Genomic DNA, 20,334 nt, shown 5'->3' with positions numbered 1-20,334 from the left:
GAAACAGAGGACACTTTATGCACTTGGTTCAACGTGTTGCTGCAATTGTATTAACTATGGGCCTGAGCGCAGGCATGGTCGGTTGTGGTTTTCATTTAAAAGGCACCAACCCTGCTGCTGTACCTGTGGCCTATTCCAATATGCGATTGGCACTTCCTGAAGATACGGATGACTTACATGAAAAGTTAGCGATTTATTTAGGTTCTGCAGGCGTGCAATTGAGTAATAATCAAAATGCCTATGTCTTACATGTGTTGGATTACACTCCGCGACGTTTAGAACTCAATGGTAAATTGGTTGAGACTTTATTGCGCTTAAACGTGACGTTCCAAATTGAAGATGCTCAAGGCAATCCTGTAACTGAACCCCGTACATTGATGGCAACACGTAGCTACCAATACGACGTTGCAACCGTGAACACCGATGACCAAGAAGAAAAATATTTAAAACAAGTGATTATTGATGACATTGCACAACAGATCGTGCGCCAAATTTCATCAAACCGCTTACCGAAAGCAAACCCACTAACTGCACCGACCAAAGCTGAGTAATTTTGATTTATGAAACTTGACTATCTTCAGGCATTAAAACGTGTAGATGAAGCGCAAGGTGCCTGGGTGCTGCATGGTCAAGAGCCTTTACTTGAACAAAATCTCCTGGATGCATTTCGTAAGAGTTGGAACACTCGAGAAGTCGAGCGTCAACGGTATGACATTAGCTCTGCTGCTGATTGGAAAAATGTCTTTAATGCTTTAAATAGCTTGTCATTATTTTCCAGTCAACTGGCAATTGAGGCACATGGCAGCATTAAACCCGATGCCAATGGACTAAAACTGTTAAAAAGCTATTTGCAGCAAAATGAAAGTAACTTGCTGCTCGTGGTCATGCCGAAGCAAGACAGTGCGAGTTTAAAGACCAGTTTTTTCCAAACCATTGATGCCAATGGAGTCAATGTTGCACTGACTGCAAACTACCCTAAAGATCGTCAGCAAATCTTAGCCACCGAGGCGCAAAAGCTTGGCATTCAACTCGCCAATGATGCTTGGCAATGGCTAGAACAGCATCATGAGCACAATTTACTGGCGGCAAAAAATAGTTTAATGCGTGTCGTAGATACTTTTCCTGAAGCAGAGATGATTCAGATTGATCATCTGTACTCTTGCTTACAAGATCAGTCACGCTACACCACTTACGATTTAAATGATGCAATGCTGCAAGGCAATTTGGCGCAATCAATTAAAATTTTTCAATATTTGATTGCATCTGGTGAGCCGATGTCACTCATTTTATGGAGTATCAGCAAGGAAATGCGCTTGCTGATGCAACTGTTTGAGCAACCACAAAATGCCTTACAAATTGGCATTTGGAAGACCAAGGTCGGGCTGTATCAACAAGCTTTACGCCGTTTAAATGCCAATGAGTTTTTGACGTGGCCTGCCCTGTTGTTACGTTTAGATGCCTCGATTAAAGGTTTGGGACATGAAAATGCCGAACATCTGATTATGCAAGCCATTGCTCAGATGTGCGGTAAAAGGTTATTTCCGTCCCTGTTGACTTAACTAAAAAAGCGAGCAAACCAACTTTTGCCTTTTTTCTGTTCCTGCGAGCGCAGATAGTGCAGCATATTGTCTCGCACTGAATCTACATAATCTTGATCATCATGCTGAATGTGATTAATCAGCCATTTAGACAATAAACGATATAAATCTTGTTCAACCGAAACACCATTTTCAAATTTGGTTCGATACTCATTCAGTCGCCTCACAAAATGCTCATGAATCCCACGATGAGACGGCAAATACTGATAATGTACCTGTTCCAATAAATTTTCTTCAAAGCTGAAATGCGATTGTGTATAGTCAATCAAATCATCCAAAACCTCTTTGATTTTCTCTCGACTGCCATTCACGAGGATTGCTTCCAACGTATTGATATAATCTAAAATCTGGCGATGTTGATTATCAATAACATCAATGCCGATATTATATTTTTCATTCCATTCCATATCTAACCCCGACTTATATTCCTATTTTATTTTGTATATTTAATGAAAAAAAACCACTTATCATTAAACCCATAATTTTTTTATGGGTTTTGATCTTAGCTGCATTTTTAGAACAAGACTATTGCAAAAAATCACACACGCTCAACAAAAACTGTGCACACTAAAGCACAAACACAATGCATATTTTTATTTTAATATCATTAACATAGGCTACAAAAAAGCTTTATAGCACCACTTTTTTTAATTTTCATTCAACTTTTTTCTAATTTGAAATTAGATTCAAATAAATAGGCATGAAATATGCTTTTTGTACTTTAATTGGCATTTAGTTACAGTTAAAAAATTATTTTACGCAGTAGAATGAGTCTGTTTACAGATTCTGCTAAGTCCCTTCATATCAATCGGAAAGCCTAAAGGGAAATAATAATCATTACTTCTTTGCTAAAATATTCACAATTTATCCGTATTTAACTCTTATAATTCAAATAACTTTCTTAACGCTTTACTGCCAATCATGCCAAAAATAAAACCAGCAAAATTGATCGTAGCCATCATCGCTGCTCTGGCGATCGCTGTCACAGCATGGCATTTTTTCAAACCAAAACAAGAGCAACCTCAGTACATTACGGCCGAAGTCAGCCGTGGGGATATTGAAAACTCAGTGCTTGCCACTGGTGTGCTTGAAGCAACTAAAATGGTCAGCGTAGGAGCGCAGGTTTCAGGTCAAGTAAAAAAAATGTATGTGCAACTTGGCGATGAAGTAAAACAAGGTCAATTGATTGCCCAAATTGATTCAGTGCGTCAGGAAAATGACCTCAAAACAGCCGAAGCCAGTATTAAAAATCAACAAGCGCAATTGGCAGTAAAAAATGCAAATTTAGCCAAAGTCGATGCTGAATATAAGCGTCAACAAGCGATGTATGCTCAAGATGCGACTAGTCGTGCAGAACTTGAATCTGCGCTAGCAAGTTATAAAACTGCGCAAGCTGATATTGCAGCCATTAATGCACAAATCGAACAATCACGTTTAACTTTAGCGACTGCAAAAGAAGACTTAGGCTATACACAAATTGTTGCACCTATGGATGGAACCATCGTGGCGATTGTGACTGAAGAAGGTCAAACCGTAAACGCCAACCAAAGTGCGCCTACCATTGTGAAATTGGCTAAACTCGACACCATGACCATTAAAGCTGAAATTTCTGAAGCTGATGTGATGAAAGTCCAAGAAGGTCAAACTGTTTACTTTACGACATTGGGCGACAGTGAAACAAAACACTATGCTACCCTGCGCCAAGTTGAACCTGCACCAAACTCAATTAACACCGAAAGCAACAGCAATACCTCTTCGTCTTCAAGTACTGCGGTTTACTACAACGCGCTATTTGATGTCCCGAATGAAGACGGCAAATTGCGTATCGATATGACCGCTCAGGTGTATATCATTTTAGACGAAGCCAAGAATATCTTGACTGTACCTGCCGCAGCCGTACAAACCTCGAACCGTCCACAACGTAGCCGAAATAATACGTCTACCGATGGTGAATCTGCTGATAAAAATACCAACGCAGAAGCTAAATCGAATAAAGATAATCCAAACCGTCCTAAACGTTTAGAACTAACCGAAGCTGAAAAAGCATTGGTCAAACAAGGTAAAGCGAGCGTTGCTATGGTACGTGTATTGCAAGCGGATGGTTCTGCACAACCTCAACCCGTATTACTTGGTTTAAATAACCGTGTGACCGCACAAGTGATCCGTGGCCTAAAACAAGGTGATCAAGTCGTAATTGCCGACGGTTCAGACACTAGTAATGATTCTGCAAAACGCAGTAATCGCGGCGGCCCAATGAGAATGTAATGATGAGTCAAAATCAGACGCCTCTACTCGAGGTCAAGAATCTGACTCGTGAATTCCCTGCCGGTGAAAGCACAGTCCAGATTCTAAAAGGGGTTAATCTTGAGATTTACCCAGGTGAACTGGTAGCAATTGTAGGTCAGTCCGGTTCTGGTAAATCTACCCTCATGAACATTTTGGGGTGCCTTGATAAGCCAACCAATGGCAGTTACAAGGTCAAGGGACGTGAAACCCGTGAACTTGAACCAGATGAACTGGCACAGTTACGCCGTGAATATTTTGGCTTTATTTTCCAGCGTTATCACTTACTCGGTGATTTGAATGCTGCAGGTAACGTTGAAGTTCCCGCAATCTATGCCGGCGCAGATGCAACCGAACGCAATGCACGTGCCAAACAACTGCTGACTGACTTAGGACTGGGTGAAAAAACCCAAAACCGTCCGAGTCAACTTTCCGGTGGTCAGCAACAACGTGTGTCGATTGCGCGTGCTCTGATGAATGGTGGCGATGTTATTCTTGCCGATGAACCCACTGGTGCATTAGATAAGAATAGTGGTATTGAAGTAATGCGGATTTTGCGCGAACTCAATGCCAAAGGTCATACCATTATTTTGGTCACGCACGACCATAATGTTGCAAAAAATGCGACTCGAATTATTGAAATTTCAGACGGTAACATCATTTCAGATCAGCCCAATGTGCCTGAAACAGATGATGAACCTTTAGAAAAGCAACAACTCGTTCCAGACACCCAGAAAAAAACCTCGAGTTGGCGCTCTGCCGTTGACCGTCTTGGTGAAGCATTCCGCATGGCGATCCTTGCCATGAATGCACACCGGATGCGGACCTTCCTCACCATGCTCGGGATTATTATCGGTATTGCCTCTGTGGTCTCCGTGGTGGCCTTGGGTAATGGTTCGCAAAAGCAAATTTTAGAAAATATCAGCAGCTTGGGGACCAATACCATCACGGTGTATCAAGGTCGAGGCTTTGGTGATAATTCCAGATCCTCCCAAGTAAAAACATTGGTTCCAGCCGATGCGACAGCCCTTGCTGAGCAACCTTATGTCGATGGCGTTAGTCCTTCGGTTAATTCATCTGTCACAGCACGTTTTAAAGATACAGAAGCGTCGACCACAGTGAATGGCGTGAGTGAAGATTTCTTCTATGTCAAAGGAATGAACTTCGCTTCGGGTCAGCCTTTTGATAAAGAAAGCGTGACTGAGCAAGCGCAAGATGTGGTGATTGATAGTAATACTAAAAATACCTTCTTTGCCGATGGCACCAACCCTGTGGGTCAAGTGATTTTATTAGGCAGTGTGCCGAGCCGTATCATTGGCGTGATCGAAGAACAAAAAAGCATGATGGGTAACTCAGATAGCCTGAATGTGTATTTGCCCTATTCAACGGTTATGAGTCGTATGCTGGGGCAGTCGAACGTACGTAGCATCATTGTTCGAGTAAAAGATGAATACCCAAGTGCCGCTGCTGAGAACGCCATATTAAACTTGTTAGTGCAACGTCATGGCGCGCAAGATGTCTTTACACAAAACTCCGATAGTATCCGTGAAACCATTCAACAAACCACTGCAACAATGACCTTATTGGTGTCTGCGATTGCGGTGATTTCATTGATCGTCGGTGGTATTGGGGTCATGAACATTATGTTGGTTTCTGTGACTGAGCGTACTCAAGAAATTGGTGTGCGTATGGCCGTGGGTGCCCGTCAAAGTGACATTCTGCAACAGTTCCTGATTGAGGCTGTACTGGTATGTATCTTAGGCGGTGTACTTGGAGTTTTATTATCTTTGGGTATTGGACAATTGATTAGTCATTTTGCCGGTGGAACATTCCAAATGGCCTATTCAACGACGTCTATCGTAGCTGCTTTTGTCTGCTCTAGTATGATTGGTATTGTGTTTGGCTTTATTCCTGCACGTAATGCCGCACAGCTTAACCCTGTCGATGCGCTTTCTCGCGAATAAGGAAATAATGATGCAAATGACCTTAACTAAACTTGCAAGTGCCTTCATTCTTGGAAGTAGCTTAGTCGGCTGTGCCGCTGTAGTTAAAACGCCTTATGAGGCTCCTGCAACACAAATCCCATCGCAATTTCAAAATGCGAAAGCCATGAGTCAGCAAGTTCATGCAGATACGTATGCTGACCAATGGTGGACATTGTTTAATGATGCTCAGTTGAACCAGTTGGTGAATCAAGTTTTGGCAGCCAACACAGATTTAGCCGTTGCAGGTATTAATTTACAGCAAGCTCGACTACAAGCAGGTTTGGCTGAAAATAAACAAAGGCCACGCGTTAGTTCAAGTGTTTCAACTGGACATAACTTTGACCTTAACTCAGGTGATGACTCATCAAAAGGTGTATCACTCAGTGGTGGCGTTAGTTATGAAGTAGATTTATTTGGTCGTTTGGCTAGCCAGACTGAGGCCGCAAAATGGGAAGCTTTGGCAACTGAGCAAGATTTACAAGCCACTGCACAAAGTTTAATTGCTACGACTGCTAATCTCTATTGGCAGCTCGGTTATTTAAATGAGCGCTACAGTATTGCGCAGCAAAACTTAACCAGTACTCAAAAAACCTATGACTTAGTCAAAGTGCAATATAAAGCCGGCGCCGTTTCAGGTTTAGATCTAACCCAAGCGGAACAGTCGGTACAAAGTCAAAAAGCGACCTTAAGCCAAATTACCCAACAAAAAGTGGAAACACGTACTGCATTGGCTGTGTTGTTACATCAACCTGTACAACAACTGAATATTACTGAGCCACAGCGTTTACCTCGAATTGCATTACCGACGATTGCAGCAGGTTTACCTGCCGAGTTGTTGTCTCGCCGTCCAGATTTACAAGCGAGCGAATTAAGATTACGTAAAGCTTTAGCCAATAAAGATGCAACTAAAGCCAGTTATTATCCCTCAATCAGTTTGACTGGTAATTTGGGTTCGAGTAGTACCTCTTTGAGTAACTTATTGCAAAACCCTGCTTTGACTTTGGGCGCAAGTCTCAGCCTACCCTTCTTACAATATAATGATATGAAGAAAGACCTTGCTATTAGTGATTTGGATTATGAAAAAGCCATTATTCAATATCGTCAGACTTTGTATCAGGCTTTTGCCGACGTGGAAAATGCGCTATCGAATCGTACAGAGCTCAGCCAACAAGTTGCTTTACAAGAGCGTAATGTACAGCTTGCAGAAAAGACTGAGCGTTTAACAGAAGTTCGTTATCGTAATGGTGCAATTGCGTTGAAAAACTTGCTAGATGCCCAAGAAACTACACGTAATGCACGTTTGTCCTTGGTTCAAACCAAGCAGAGTCAATACAATGCTTATGTGACCTTGATGCAGGCATTAGGCGGTAGTCCGATTCAGCAGTTGCCTTGATTAATATAATAAAAAGCCCGAAAGGGCTTTTTATTATAGAAAATTCCAAAACTTCAAATAATTATCAAACCCACGACCTCGTGTTTGCATAATAAATTCAATAAACGAAGTAAAACACAATAACCCTATATAAGCGCATAGAATACATATTAAATAGTGAGTGAGTCCAAATTTAGTTGAATTTAAGCTAACACCTTCAACCTCACGAGCATCATGATCATTTTTAAAAGAATAATTTCTATTAAACACGTGAATAAATAGATTACCTAATAATGAAATAAGATAATAAAAGAAAAAGAAAGATCGAGCATAGTCAATAATTTTGTTTCTTTTTAAACTTCCAGCCTCATCAACCACATATTCATATTTCGAATGGCTTTGTTGCACAAAGATTTGAAATGCAAAGCGCCCCTAATTGAGCCAAATTTAAGGCGTAACCTGGGTAAGTGGTCGACCTAATTCCGTAAATCTGTTGAGCACTGCTACACGTGCATGAATCTCATTCACTTGGCTATCTAAACTCCTTGCACTGAGTTTATCTCCTAATAATTTAATGCAGTACATCTTAGTTTCAACCAAACTTCGCCGATGATAGCCTGACCATTTTTTCCATAGTGTCCTGCCTAAACGTGTAACTGTTCGAAGTAATTCATTTCGCTCTAGCGAGCTACTCTTTTTATCTTTCCATGGTTTCGCATTTTTTCTAGGTGGAATCACCGCATGTGCTTGCCGATCTGCAATGACCTGACGGCATCGTTTTGTGTCATAAGCACCATCTGTATAGACAGAATCGATTTGTTCATCTAAAGGGATTTGAGCAAGTAAATCTTCCAGTACCTGTGAATCACTGACATTATTGGTTGTAAGCTGAACTGCTCGTATTTGTAGGGTTTTAGCATCTATACCAATATGAAGTTTACGCCATTGGCGACGATATTCAGGTCCATGTTTCTTGCGCTTCCATTCGCCCTCACCTAGAAACTTCATGCCTGTAGAGTCTATGAGTAGATGCAGCCCATCGCTACTTTTTTGGTAGCTGATTACAATATCAATATGCTTTTGTCTTCTACAAAGCGTGGTGTAATCTGGAGCTATCCAATTTAATCCGCAAAGTTTAATCAGACTTTGCACAAAGCCAGTAACCATACGTAAAGACAGACGAAATAAGGATTTAATCATTAAGCAGCATTGGATGGCTGCGTCGGAGTAGGTTTGATTTCGCCCTTGTTTGCCTTTTGATGGCGCATACCATTGCGTAGCAGAATCAAACCAAATGGCAATATTTCTGCGACTCATGAGTGCTCGGTTATATGCGGGCCAATTGGTTGTGCGGTAGATTTTGTATGTAGGCTTCTTCATTTGAAAATTATATCGCTGAAAAAGCCCTCAAGAACAGCTTTGTGCAACAAAGCCATTCAGCTCTGTTTTTTCTCTTTTCGGTTTTCCATATCGGGTCTTTATAAAATTGAATAAGGTTCTGTTTGGAAACGTGAATAGTCTGAGGTTTCAATCTACTTAATAAAACCTGCATAGCCTGTTTGAAAAAATGGTAAAACTATTTGGTTCAAAAAATAATGCTTGGTGTAACTTGTATGCTGTAAGTTCTCTTGTATTTTATTATTGCTTTGAGTGTAATGTTGCGACTCGAAAATCGTCAAATCACTATCCCAACCAAATAATGTCAGGCTGTGTTCCACTTAATTTTGATTAACTATTTGACTTTGTTCAGATATTCGTCTTCCAAATATATCATAACCATAAATGGTGATTTGACTATTGTGATCACTTTGGATTAAGCGATTAAGGTTTCTGCTTATTTGGCTGGTTTCAATCACATTTTTTTGGTAAATTTAATACACATATTTTTCAAACACCTACACCTAAAATATTTTAAAAGTCTTCGTTTTTTTTATCTGGAAACAAATATTCAATTATAAGAAAAATTACTGAAACTACAATACCTATCGTTTGAGTTATTAAAAAGAAAAACATTAGATCATTAAAAGGCATTATATAATCATCATTAAAATAATTATAAATAACGGCTAAAAAAAATCCTGTCAACCCCAGTAAAACCCCCTTTATAAAACAAAACAAATAGGGATGATTATCTGCTTTCAGATTAGATATAAATGTACCTAACACAATTTCAATAATTATATTGAACATATAAAAGTACTTCCTTTATTATTTACTGTACTGTGGTTCATCTAACTTTAGACTCGGATTCTCTTTAATAGGCTTTGTTGTAATAGATTTTACTGCTGTTTGACCATAAAATATTCTTTTTCCAATAGTATTTGTAGTATTTTTATAGAAATTCATAGCTGTAACATATTCTACTCCATTTGCTTTTGCAAGATTTGCGCCAACTCCTCCTGCTAATGCTCCCACACCAGCTACACCAAGAGTTCGCTTATAATTATAGGCATTGCATTTACATCTAACACTATCAAATGTTTGAAAACCACCGTCTACTGCAGCAGAACCAACAGCACCCATTATTGGTGCCTTTGCACCTGCTCCAAAACCGCCACTAATTACTGTAACTCCATATGGTAAAGTAGCGGCGGCAGCTCCAACTGTACCTACATTTCTCATTCCTTGCTGATTTCTTAAAACATTTGCATCTTGCTTATTTTTCGCAACACTTGACATAGTTCCTGGCAATAATGCACCCAATATTCCAGTACTTGGTCTATTTTGTTGTTTGGATCTTGCATCTTTTATTTTTGAAACTTGCCAAGCAGCTTTTTGTTGAGCGAATCTTTCAGCTGCATGCTTTTCAACTAACGCATTATTCGCAGCAACTTTTTCCCTTTCCCCTTGTGCCATCAACCCCATCGAATCGACCCATTGATTCGGATCGCTCACATAAATTGAATTATTTAACCCACCAAACAACCCAATCGGATCTTTACTCACATACCTTGCACTATGTGGCTCATAATAACGATATCGGTTATAATGCAATCCAGTTTCATGGTCATAATATTGACCTTGGAAACGGATATTGGTTTGCTCTAATAAATTATCACTAGTATTAATCTCTAAAGCACTACCCCATGTATTTTGTTTGATTTCCCAAATACATTCACCTAATTCATTAGTTAATGTTTGTGGTGTACCAACTTGGTCACAGTGATAAAAAAGCACCCGTTCCAATTCAGCTTTATTTTTTCGTGTTTCCCTTTTCCATATGGGATCATTATAAAACGATATTCTTCATGCTGAAATTGAGCATAGTAAGGGATTTTTAAAAGCTTGATAAAACCGGTATAACCTGTCTGCAGTAACGGTACGAAACTCTGTGGTTTACAGACTTAATACACGATTTTTATGCTTCAATTTTAAATCAACAAATAAAAAGCTAATACAATGATTATGTAACGTTGGTGCAGGGATTAAGTGTAGTACTTTTTCCACAATTACCTTAATTCATATTAAAAAAGCCTAGAGAGGCTTTTTCTTTTTACATACCATTCTAGAAATATATTAAGATTTTATTTATATCAAAATATTAAGCAACAAATTAGCTAAAAATTTCTTTCTCAGTCATCCTAATGAAATCCATACACTTATAGCCATGTTAAACAAATACACAGAATTAGACCGACCTCATAACCAAGTTAATACTTGAATAAGATTAAGTCATGGATAACCTATCTTTAAAATTTTTATGTAATTAATAAAGTCAAATAAACCTATTAAAAAAATTATAAATAAGTTATCATAAATCCTCCAACTCTATATTTTCCAATTCATCATTGCGGCAATAATTTACTTTTCCTTCACTATACGACATAATGACTAGCCATTTTTTTTGATTAAATGGTAAAACTTCATTACCTGCAAAATTTCTATATTTTTCTTTTTCTGGAAATAGTGCACCCAAATAAATTTTCTCACCAAAACAATATTCAAAAAATTTATCTTTAGCTGATATTATTCTCCACCCATCTTTTTTTAATTTATTATCAATCTGTTTAAAATCACTTAAGGAAAGATCAGACTTATTTATTTGAGTCACTGAATATTTATTATCAATTTTATCTATTAAGACCTCTTCATTGGGTTCAAAATCTTTAAAGAATTTATAAGTAATTGTTTTAAAGTACTCCCCTTCTTTAGTAACTTTTGTATTTGTACAAGATACTAATATAAAAATACTCATTAATAATAAACTTAGTTTTGAAAAAATCATTTTCTATTAGCCTTATTTAAAAATTCAATTTGATAAATACGCTGACTTGAAGTTACACCTTCCGACATATCAATTCTTGGGCTACCGCCACCCACCTCAATTCCAATTTGGGCATTTGGGTCAAACCATTTTTGAGTATGTGGAACAGTCACACCACCAACAACACCAAAAAATCCAACAGATGTAGTAACACTCTTACCAGGTAACCATCTGTTAACAAATTCTGCTATATCCGCTCTATCTGCTTGGGATTTATTAGTAATAGTGCCAAAACTACAGCTCCCACCTTTAGCTGCCACACTTTGAGAAATTCCCTTTGCCAATTGAAATGGCGACAAGTTTTTCGTATTTAGCATTTTAGTAACTTCATTTGGAATAGATGTTCCACTAACGCTTCCTGTTAAATACACGCTACCATCATGTAAGTTAACTACAGCTCCTGTAGATAATGGCCCCATTCCACCTGAACAAACTGCATAGTCTAAGGTACATTTATTTTCTAATATACATTTTGCAACTCTATCAATATGATCTAACTCTCTATCTCTAGCTATACCAGTTGGACTATACTTTCCAAAGTTTTCATGACCTTTTTGTATTTGATCCCTTTTTTCACCAACCCACTTCTGGGTTTTTTCCAGAAAATTATAGCCTTTAAAATCAGGTTGTTGATTACTATTAATTTTATTTGTACCCTTTGATATCTTTTCCAGTTGTTTACTTCCACGATCCAAAGTTTCAAATGCTGCTTTATTTTGTTGTATAGCATTACGATAATCCTGACTAGCTTTATTACTATAATCTGATGATTTATAAGATGATGATTTATTTTTAGATGTAGCTTGTGTACTTGAACGTTGGTTAAGTTTGGCAATGTATTCCTGAGCTTCAGAATTTAAACCTTTACTTCCAGGCACATACCTATCGGAATATGTCCCATCGGGATGAATAAATACTTTCGCCAACCCCAACGCATCTACCCACTGATTCGGATCACTTACATAAGCTAAATTATTAAGTCCGCCAGCTAGTCCAATCGGATCTTTACTTACATATCTCGCACTATGCGGCTCATAATAACGGTAACGGTTATAATGTAAGCCAGTTTCACTATCGTAATATTGCCCTTGGAAACGAATATTGGTTTGCTCAAGTAAATTATGAGAAGCCTTTATTTCTAAAGCGTCACCCCATACATTCTGCTTAATTTCCCAAATACACTCACCTAATTCATTAGTTAATGTTTGTGGTGTGCCAACTTGGTCACAGTGATAAAAAAGCACTCGTTCCAATTCAGCTTTATTTTTTCGTGTTTCCGTTTTCCATAGCGGATCTTTATAAACCGAATAATCTTCATGCTGAAATTGAGTGTAATCTGGGGTTTCTAGAAGCTTGATAAAACCTGTATAGCCCGTTTGCAGCAGCGGTACAAAACTCTGCGGTTCATAGACATAATGCTTAGTGTAGTTTTCTTCAACGTCATTAGATTGCTGTGACTCCCAAATCATCAGGTCACCGTCCCAGCCGAATAAGGTCAGGGTTTGCGCATTTTGATTTTTCTTGTATAAACGCCTTCCAAATACATCATAACCATATTCAGTCGCCTGACCATTAAGCTCACTTTGGATCAAACGGTTCAGGTTATCCCACGTCAGTTTTAATGTTTTACCTGCATGGCTGCTTTCAATCACATTGCCTTGCGCATCGTATTTATAGTTTTTACCCTGATATTGAGCGATCAAATTACTTTTCACTTGAGACGCCTGCGTGGCAATCGGGTCAATTAAATTTCCCGCAGGGTCAAAAGTAAAGCTTTCCGTTTTATGCACACTTTGACTCTGTATCAAACGGCCAACCGCATCATATTGATAATTCAGCTTGCCTAAACGGCTGTCGTCCACCTGCGTGAGTAGATAATTTTGATCATAATGATACTGCCGTTCCGCCTGATGCTGTACTCGCCCTAAAGTCTCTTGCTCTGGCTGAATCAGCTGCGAACTGAGTAAACCCACATCATTATAATTTTTGGTTTGAACCAATCCATTGGCGAGCATCCGCGCAGTTTCACGGTGTAAATCATCGCGCTGAAATGCCACCATGTCTTTTTTATTTAACGCAATGCCATAAATATGCCCTGAACCATAACTCAAATTGCTTTGAACCTGTCCATCAGGGCGAATCGTTTGAGTTAAATTTCCCAGCACATCATATTCATAACGCAGCACAGCCGTCAGCGGAGTTAAATGCGGCACTTTATAATGCTGATGCTCACGGACCAATTGGCCAAGCGCGTTGCGATAAAAATCGATTTGACTGTCTTTATTCGTCGCCTTACTCAACTGATGATTCAGGTTGTATTCAAATTCTTCTGTTTGGCTTACACGTGTTTGCACATGGGTATAAGTTTTCGAAGCGATTGCGCCATCTGCAAAATATGCAAATTGAGTAAACACATTCGGCTGACGGATTTGGAACAGCTGACCGTTTTCATTGTAGCTATAGTGCTTTTCTTCGCCATCAAAGGCTTGTTCACGCGCCAATTGACCATAACGGTTATATTCAAATAAATATTCTGCATGGTTTTGATTGATCAGCTTTTGAATACGGCCTTGCTGATCCCATTGGTAGCCAATTTGTTGACGGTTCGCATCTATACGCTGTTCGAGCAAACCCGCAGCATTATAACGGTACTGCGTGCTTAAACCTTTGGTATCCGTATGCTTGAGCAAGCGCCCTTCTTCATCATGCTCAAATTGTTCTTTTAAACCATCAGGATAAACAATTGCTCTAAGCTGACCTTTGTCTTTACCTTCTGAGCTGTAGATATATTTGACTTGCTTTGCATCAGCAGACTGCTGGGCCGTCAGTGCGCCTTCTTCATCGTATTCCCATGCGCTTTCTTTACCTGAACAATCGCTATATGCGGTCATTTGCCCCAAATCATTGTATTGAATTTTTTTAGCGCCGCCTTTGGCATCAATGATTTCGACAACTTGATTATCATTGTTGTATTTATATTGCGTGATATGACCTAAAGGATTAATTTCCTTCGTTACATTACCGTCTGCATCGTATTCTTTTTTCCAAATATGACCTTCTGGATCTTTAATTTCCGTCAAATTTCCTGCTTCATCATAGGCAAAACGGATGATGCCCCCATTCGGCTGTACAATTTTAATCAGCTGATCTTGCTCGTTATAAACTTGTTCGGTTTCTAGGCCTGCAAAATCAATTTGACGGGTAATGCGTTTTTGACTGTCACGCGATAGCCATTTTTCACGGCCATCGGCTAAGCGTGTCCGATAGGTAAAACCATCTAAGTCAAAATAGTAATAGGTCGGCACATCATAAGCATCATATACAGCAACTTGGCGCAGTCGTGGATGCCACTCCAAACGGGTCTTAAAGCTGCCGTCATCTGCCCATTCCGCTATGGCTTTGGCATTTGCTTCTTTGGATTCATAGCGAATATTATGCCCACGCCCTGTACGGTCGGTATAACGGGTCAGCTGATGCGCATCATTATATTCATAGCTGCGCACGTGGCCATTTTGATCTACAGCCTTAATTAAATTGCCTTGCGTATCATATTCATAACGTGACACTGGCTCTGCCTGTTCATCCACAAAAGCAGCGATAACTTTTACTTGATCATTAAAGGCAAACTTGAGTTGATGCTTGCCTCGTTTCAATTGAAAATCAATGCCTTGTAGATAAGCCTGCTGCTCAAACAAAATATAACTTAAAGCAACTTTTTCATCTGTTTCTTCATTAAATTGCTGAATCAACTGATAGTGTTTTCCGCCATTAAAGCTATGGAAATGAAAACTCCACGCTGAACCAAAATTTAGTAGCAAATCTTCATTTTCTAAAGGTTCTACCGTAAAGCCTTCATAAGGCACCGTGTATGCTTCATAGGTAATTGAATCTGGTAGCTGATGCTTGCGCCCATTACTATCAATAAACAAATAGCCGTTTCTATTTTGGATGATGACATTCGAAAAAGGCATCATCCAACGCGCGCCCATGAGGCTTTGGTCAAACTCATACATTTGCGAGTTATATTGACGCTTAAAGCTGAAACCCACTTTAGGCAGATTGAAATCGGTGTGATTGACTCTTTCCGCACCTATAGCATAACTAATACTATTATCAGTTGCTGAGTCACTAGGTGTAGCATCCTCTCTTAGAATCGAACAAGTCGAATCATTCAATGCGTCAGCCTGTAAAGCTAAAAACTCTAAAGTATCGCCCGTCGTATGCTGCTCATGCTCGCCAGTTTGATTAATCGGCACACTGGCATTGGCTTTGTTACCTTGAGTTTTAATGGCTTTTAAGGTTTCTTGAATTAGCCATGCCAAACTGTATTTTAGACCTGCGTTAGCTTGACGTTGAATTTCATTTGGAAATGAACTCAATGCCTGAGTTGCTTGAGTTTGTAGCAGCGTGCCTGTTTGTTCTTTCCTTATTTTAGGCAGCATATTGGCAAGTGCGCTAGTTTTACTTAAATCAATCAGCGGTTTTGCCCAATTGCTAAATTGTTCTGTCGGATCACGCTTTTCCGCAGTTGCACCAAAACTAATAGTGGGTGAAACCAGTCCTGACTGAATCGGCGCTGCAAAAGTATTTAGAATAGACGTGCCTAAAGTTGTTGCGCCACTTAATAATGCGGGAAGTTTGGCCTGTGTTTCAGTCAGAAACTTTTCTAAATCCCCTGCAATCTGTGCATTCAGATGCAAAGACATACGGCGAAGATCGGCCTCTTGAATTTTGCCATTTTCTGGATAGAGCTTTTCAGCCATTAGCCCCAACAAAGGACGTAATGCCATACGTACATGCGCTTCAGCTTTTGGCTCTAAATATAAGCCAATCAGGTTCATGCTCAGCAAAGCAGATTTTTGCACAGCAGCATCACCCTGTTCTTGCTCGGTAGCAAATAATAGTAAGTCCAACACTGCACCTGAAAGTGCAAAAATATTGGCTACAGTAGGGACATTTGCTTTGGCTTTTAACTGCTCTAAACTTGTATTACCACACGCTTTTAAATAATCCTGAATTTGATGGGCTATAAATTTATGATCTTCAGTATGCGTCACACTTTCTAAATTAAAAATTGCCAGTTCTACGGCTGGCTTATTTATTGTCTGTTGTTCTTTTTGAACATTTTGATCAGTTGTCATGTAAAAACCTATTACTCAAATTCTAAATATTTAAAACTGTGTTTGACGCTAGCTTTAGCAAATGCTAACCATTGTTCTTTTTCGGTCGTGTAGTTTCGCTATAAGTGAGATAAGGGCTTGAATATTGCTTCCTATCTACCCAATCATCGTCACTGGCAAGGACAGGTATCACTGGTGCAGGTGCAACTTCTGCTACTTTTATTTCAGTAACTTTAGGCACTGCCACGGGTGCAGCTGCTACATTCATGGGTGTTACCGCACCTTCTCGAATCGTTTCTGTGTAGGTCAATGCACGTGTAGAATAAGAAATTTTACGACCCACAATATCCTTATCAATAGTTGCTTGAGAGTTCTGAACTGCGGCAGCAGTTGACCCAGAAACGATGCCGTTACTCATTCCACTTCCACCTAATACGCTGGATAAGCCTTGTGCCCCCTGACCCAAACTTGCCATTTGTGAAGCAGAAAGCCCCAAGTTGAGTTTCGATGAAATTGCAGATAGTGCAGAGTTGGTGACTTGGTCTTTAAATTGATTTAACGCTTGTCCACCAACATCTTTTAATGCATTTTTTCCTATATTTTTTAAAGAATCTGCATTTAAATTGAATAAGTTATCTTTAAGCTGTGAAGTTAAATTTTGCCCCAACGACCCGAGTGCATTCTGAATCAAGTCTGAAGCTCCCGGTACAACGTTTTCTGCCCATTGATAGTCACGCTTAAAATGACTCGCTGAATCCCAAGCACTTCGAGGATCTTTGTCAAACTCAACTTTAGCCGGTCCTGGTGCAATACCCGTTACTTGAGCAAAGCCATTGCCGTCTAATTTTCCTGTAACTTGCTTGCCCAAAGCATCAATCACTTTAAAACCGGTGCCACTAAAGAAATCTTGCCCCCCATAACTTTTAAGAAGTTCTAAGGCACCTTTCAAAGGGTTTGAAGCAGGAAGTTGTGTAGACTTGCTTGCACTCGATGCAGGTTTAAATAGATGCTGCCCTGCATTTACTTCAAATTTACCGCCTGTCTTAGCAAGAATTCCCGAGCCATTTAAAGTAATTTGGGAAGAAGCTCCTGTGATCACAATCTCTTTAGGACTGCTAATCTCTATTTTGTCTTCAGTAGAAGAAATCGTAATTCCTTTTTTTGCCAAAATATCCAAAGCATCAGACTGTGCCTGAATTTCGACTTTACTTTGCGCTGCTATTGCTTTAATACCACCTTGAGCTGCAAATAAGCTAACCTTACCTAAAGCTTGTCCCACAATATTTTTTTGCGTACTCAGGTTAATGCTATCACCGGCAATTTGGTTGATCATGCCTGTTGCAGATAAATGAATATCCTCTGGTGTACTAAGTGCAATACCATCCACTGAGTTAAGTAAAAGAATGGCTTTTTTAAATTTAGCGATATCTTTTTCTATTTCACTGGCAAAAGCTTTTAGCTGTTCAACAGATTCAATTTCATCTGTTTTTTGTTGTTTTGCAATATCACTTAAAGACTTACTATTACTATGACTCGTCTCCAGCTGTGTTCTTGCAATCTCTGCATCTAAATGTTCACCATTGGCCTTTTCCTGTTTATAAGTCGACACCAATAAACCTTGTCCAGCCCGAACCGCTCCCCATTGATCGGTCCGCAGCTCAAAACCTTCACCCCGATCTTCACTTTCTGCTTTATCTTTTGGATGACTGAGCTTACCGAGGTTCAGTTGGCTCGCACCATGACTACTTTGCAGCTGGGTACTAATTTGCCCCGTGGTGTCATCAAAGCGTAATTGACCAAAACCCTCTCCCGCCACTTCTTTCGAGCGAATTCCCGCGAGTTTTTTGGTATCGGGTAATTGTCCTTTATTGTCAAATTTAGTGGGACTACGCTGCGCTTCATGAATACGCCCCACAACAAAAGGTCGGTCAATGTTGCCATCAAAGAAATCAACGACGACTATTTCACCAATTCGAGGTAAGAAGCGTGCGCCATAACCTTCGCCGGCCCACGGGGTCAACACATCAACCCAAGCCGAGTCTGTGTCGTTATTATTCGCACCTGCACCGCCATCATGGCCATGATCATCAGAACGGGTAAACAGAAAACGAACTTTTATCCGCCCCCATTCATCAACATGGATTTCTTCACCGGCAGGCCCCACAACTTTGGCACGTTGGGGATGTGTTACTGGTCGATGTGTAAGTGGATTAAATTCAGGGACGGTCGTTATATTTCGACGTTGTAAAGCCAAGGTATTGGCTTGGCGTTCATCCGCCTCGCTTTGTTTGACTTGCCACTGACTCTGATGAATCAGCTGGGTGACTTGATCAGTTAAGTCTTTAGGTAAATTATTTTGGTTATAAAAAGACTTGGATAAAATCAAAAACTCTTGATCGGCCCCACGATGCTGGTCAATCTCTGGATGCTCATCCAATTTGAACCAGTAACCAACTTGTGTATCACGCACGGTACTTTTAGCAATAAATTGTTTGGCTTGAGCCGCATAATAATCACTAAAATTTTGATTGAGACGTTCAACTTGAGCACTATTAGAGGCAGTTGCAGCATCTTCACCATTCAGATCTTGCATCCATGCAGGGCTCACATGCCATGCCTGCTCTAAGCTTAAGCTCGCATTATCTTGATTTTGGCTATGTAGGTGCTTGCTTTGTACTGCACCACCACCCTCGTCCTGTTCAAGCACATCCGCCTGCCACCGCTGCACATGTACCGACGTCGGCTGCAGACTGCGCTGACCGATAAAACTGGTCATACTGTCATTTTTTTCAGTCGCACTACTGCGATGAAAACGGATATTACGTCGCTCCAAAGCTTGATATTGACTATTATCATCAATCAAACGTAGCTTTTGGGCTGCTATGGGTGTCGCAGACGATGTTACAAAAGATTGAGCTTCATCAACCAACCAATGAATGCCTTCACTGCGTAGTAAACGGGTAATAAAATCATAGTCAGTTTCATTACTTTGCATCATGAATGGTCGAACGTCATACTCTTTTTTTAAGCCACTTAAGTCCAAACTTAAGCTCGCTGCAAAAAGTGGGCTCTTTTTTTGCCATTCCTTAAAAATAATCTCGACCACATCTTTGACCGATTTATTCATAAACACGCGGCTATTGCGACGCTTATGCCACAATGCCGTTGCATCTTCTAAGGTCAACTTATATAGCGTTAATGCACCATCACTTTGGCCTTGAAATGCTTCTGTAATGATCCCGGTAATACGAAAAAGTTGACCCGCATCGGTCACCTGATCGATTGCGACTTGCGTACCAATAAATTGTTTGAGTTCTAAGGTGGCAGAAGTAGACAGACAAATCAGTTGAACATTTAAACCCGTACTAAGCGCATGTTCCCCATCAATGCGTTGTAAAAATACCGCCTGATTTAATGTCGAATTTGAAAATTGAATGTGCAAAGCACGTTTTTGTGGACTAATGCCCAATTTTTCAATTGCAGAATATATATTGTTCAGCATCGTTATTATCTAAAATCAGATTTTTATAAAATATGCGGGGTATTTAATCAAAAAAACTCATATTTTTCTAGGCATAAACTGCCTGCTTTGTTGGGTTTTATGTAAGTAAAAATTCAAATTTCCACATCAATTCTTTATGTTATTTTTACTCTATTTATTTCTGCATTAAAAAAATGTAGAGACCATCAAACCAAACTTCAGGTCTCTTCA

11 protein-coding genes and 1 pseudogene are annotated in these 20,334 nt (G+C 39.7%); 5 read left to right on the top strand and 7 right to left on the bottom strand.

Features of this window, described 5'->3' with window-relative positions:
• Positions 1-17: 17 nt before the first annotated feature.
• Together lptE and holA are read left to right on the top strand one after the other, a co-directional pair.
• Positions 18-551 (top strand): LPS assembly lipoprotein LptE, encoded by a 534-nt coding sequence (lptE, locus tag FTV37_RS02305; RefSeq protein ID WP_078192675.1) that lies wholly within the window; start codon positions 18-20, stop codon positions 549-551.
• A 9-nt stretch (positions 552-560) separates the two neighbouring features.
• Entirely contained in the window at positions 561-1,559 is a 999-nt protein-coding gene (gene holA / locus FTV37_RS02300) for a DNA polymerase III subunit delta (protein ID WP_180007207.1), read from the top strand.
• On the opposite strand, the gene FTV37_RS02295 is transcribed toward holA, so the two are convergent.
• Complete coding sequence (locus FTV37_RS02295; protein WP_180007206.1) at positions 1,556-2,005, bottom strand: bacteriohemerythrin; 450 nt, start codon at positions 2,003-2,005, stop codon at positions 1,556-1,558. The two genes, holA and FTV37_RS02295, sit on opposite strands and share 4 nt — an antisense overlap.
• A gap of 514 nt (positions 2,006-2,519) precedes the next feature.
• Here FTV37_RS02295 and FTV37_RS02290 point away from each other — a divergent pair.
• From FTV37_RS02290 to FTV37_RS02280, 3 genes are read left to right on the top strand one after another with little or no spacing between them, the layout of a single operon-like run.
• Positions 2,520-3,863 carry a MacA family efflux pump subunit gene (locus FTV37_RS02290; protein ID WP_180062950.1) on the top strand — a complete coding sequence of 448 codons (1,344 nt, stop codon included), beginning with the start codon at positions 2,520-2,522 and terminating at the stop codon, positions 3,861-3,863.
• A 2-nt stretch (positions 3,864-3,865) separates the two neighbouring features.
• On the top strand, positions 3,866-5,845 hold the full coding sequence (locus tag FTV37_RS02285; RefSeq protein WP_180062983.1) for a MacB family efflux pump subunit: 1,980 nt from the start codon (positions 3,866-3,868) through the stop codon (positions 5,843-5,845).
• A 10-nt stretch (positions 5,846-5,855) separates the two neighbouring features.
• Positions 5,856-7,259 (top strand): efflux transporter outer membrane subunit, encoded by a 1,404-nt coding sequence (locus FTV37_RS02280; RefSeq protein ID WP_180062982.1) that lies wholly within the window; start codon positions 5,856-5,858, stop codon positions 7,257-7,259.
• Between the two features lie 426 nt (positions 7,260-7,685).
• Here FTV37_RS02280 and FTV37_RS02275 read toward each other — a convergent pair whose 3' ends face one another.
• From FTV37_RS02275 to FTV37_RS02250, 6 genes and pseudogenes are all read right to left on the bottom strand, one after another.
• Positions 7,686-8,618 carry an IS5 family transposase gene (locus FTV37_RS02275; RefSeq protein ID WP_180050115.1) on the bottom strand — a complete coding sequence of 311 codons (933 nt, stop codon included), beginning with the start codon at positions 8,616-8,618 and terminating at the stop codon, positions 7,686-7,688.
• A gap of 531 nt (positions 8,619-9,149) precedes the next feature.
• The gene (locus FTV37_RS02270) at positions 9,150-9,428 is read right to left on the bottom strand and encodes a hypothetical protein (protein ID WP_180036263.1); all 279 of its coding nucleotides are present in this window, start codon (positions 9,426-9,428) and stop codon (positions 9,150-9,152) included.
• Between the two features lie 662 nt (positions 9,429-10,090).
• Positions 10,091-10,582, bottom strand: a pseudogene (locus FTV37_RS18080) (RHS repeat domain-containing protein); the annotation flags it as partial.
• Positions 10,583-10,989: 407 nt separating this feature from the next.
• Positions 10,990-11,463, bottom strand: coding sequence for a hypothetical protein (locus tag FTV37_RS02260; protein WP_180010225.1), 474 nt, complete (start codon positions 11,461-11,463; stop codon positions 10,990-10,992).
• Positions 11,460-16,643, bottom strand: a complete 5,184-nt coding sequence (locus tag FTV37_RS02255) for an RHS repeat-associated core domain-containing protein (protein ID WP_180062949.1) — start codon at positions 16,641-16,643, stop codon at positions 11,460-11,462. Before FTV37_RS02255 ends, FTV37_RS02260 begins: the two co-directional genes overlap by 4 nt.
• 64 nt (positions 16,644-16,707) lie before the next feature.
• Entirely contained in the window at positions 16,708-20,124 is a 3,417-nt protein-coding gene (locus FTV37_RS02250) for a type VI secretion system Vgr family protein (protein WP_180062948.1), read from the bottom strand.
• Positions 20,125-20,334 lie beyond the last annotated feature (210 nt).

This window comes from Acinetobacter sp. YH16042 (genome assembly GCF_013417245.1).
Lineage (GTDB): Bacteria > Pseudomonadota > Gammaproteobacteria > Pseudomonadales > Moraxellaceae > Acinetobacter > Acinetobacter amyesii.
Note: the sequence above shows the minus strand (reverse complement) of the source record. Positions and strands in the feature narration are given on the sequence as shown.

Coding starts and splice junctions, on each gene's coding strand:
- FTV37_RS02295 (WP_180007206.1), bottom strand. CDS start 2,005: ATGGAATGGAATGAAAAATATAATATCGGCATTGATGTTATTGATAAT.
- FTV37_RS02270 (WP_180036263.1), bottom strand. CDS start 9,428: ATGTTCAATATAATTATTGAAATTGTGTTAGGTACATTTATATCTAAT.
- FTV37_RS02250 (WP_180062948.1), bottom strand. CDS start 20,124: ATGCTGAACAATATATATTCTGCAATTGAAAAATTGGGCATTAGTCCA.
- FTV37_RS02260 (WP_180010225.1), bottom strand. CDS start 11,463: ATGATTTTTTCAAAACTAAGTTTATTATTAATGAGTATTTTTATATTA.
- holA (WP_180007207.1), top strand. CDS start 561: ATGAAACTTGACTATCTTCAGGCATTAAAACGTGTAGATGAAGCGCAA.
- FTV37_RS02280 (WP_180062982.1), top strand. CDS start 5,856: ATGCAAATGACCTTAACTAAACTTGCAAGTGCCTTCATTCTTGGAAGT.
- FTV37_RS02285 (WP_180062983.1), top strand. CDS start 3,866: ATGAGTCAAAATCAGACGCCTCTACTCGAGGTCAAGAATCTGACTCGT.
- lptE (WP_078192675.1), top strand. CDS start 18: ATGCACTTGGTTCAACGTGTTGCTGCAATTGTATTAACTATGGGCCTG.
- FTV37_RS02290 (WP_180062950.1), top strand. CDS start 2,520: ATGCCAAAAATAAAACCAGCAAAATTGATCGTAGCCATCATCGCTGCT.
- FTV37_RS02275 (WP_180050115.1), bottom strand. CDS start 8,618: ATGAAGAAGCCTACATACAAAATCTACCGCACAACCAATTGGCCCGCA.
- FTV37_RS02255 (WP_180062949.1), bottom strand. CDS start 16,643: ATGACAACTGATCAAAATGTTCAAAAAGAACAACAGACAATAAATAAG.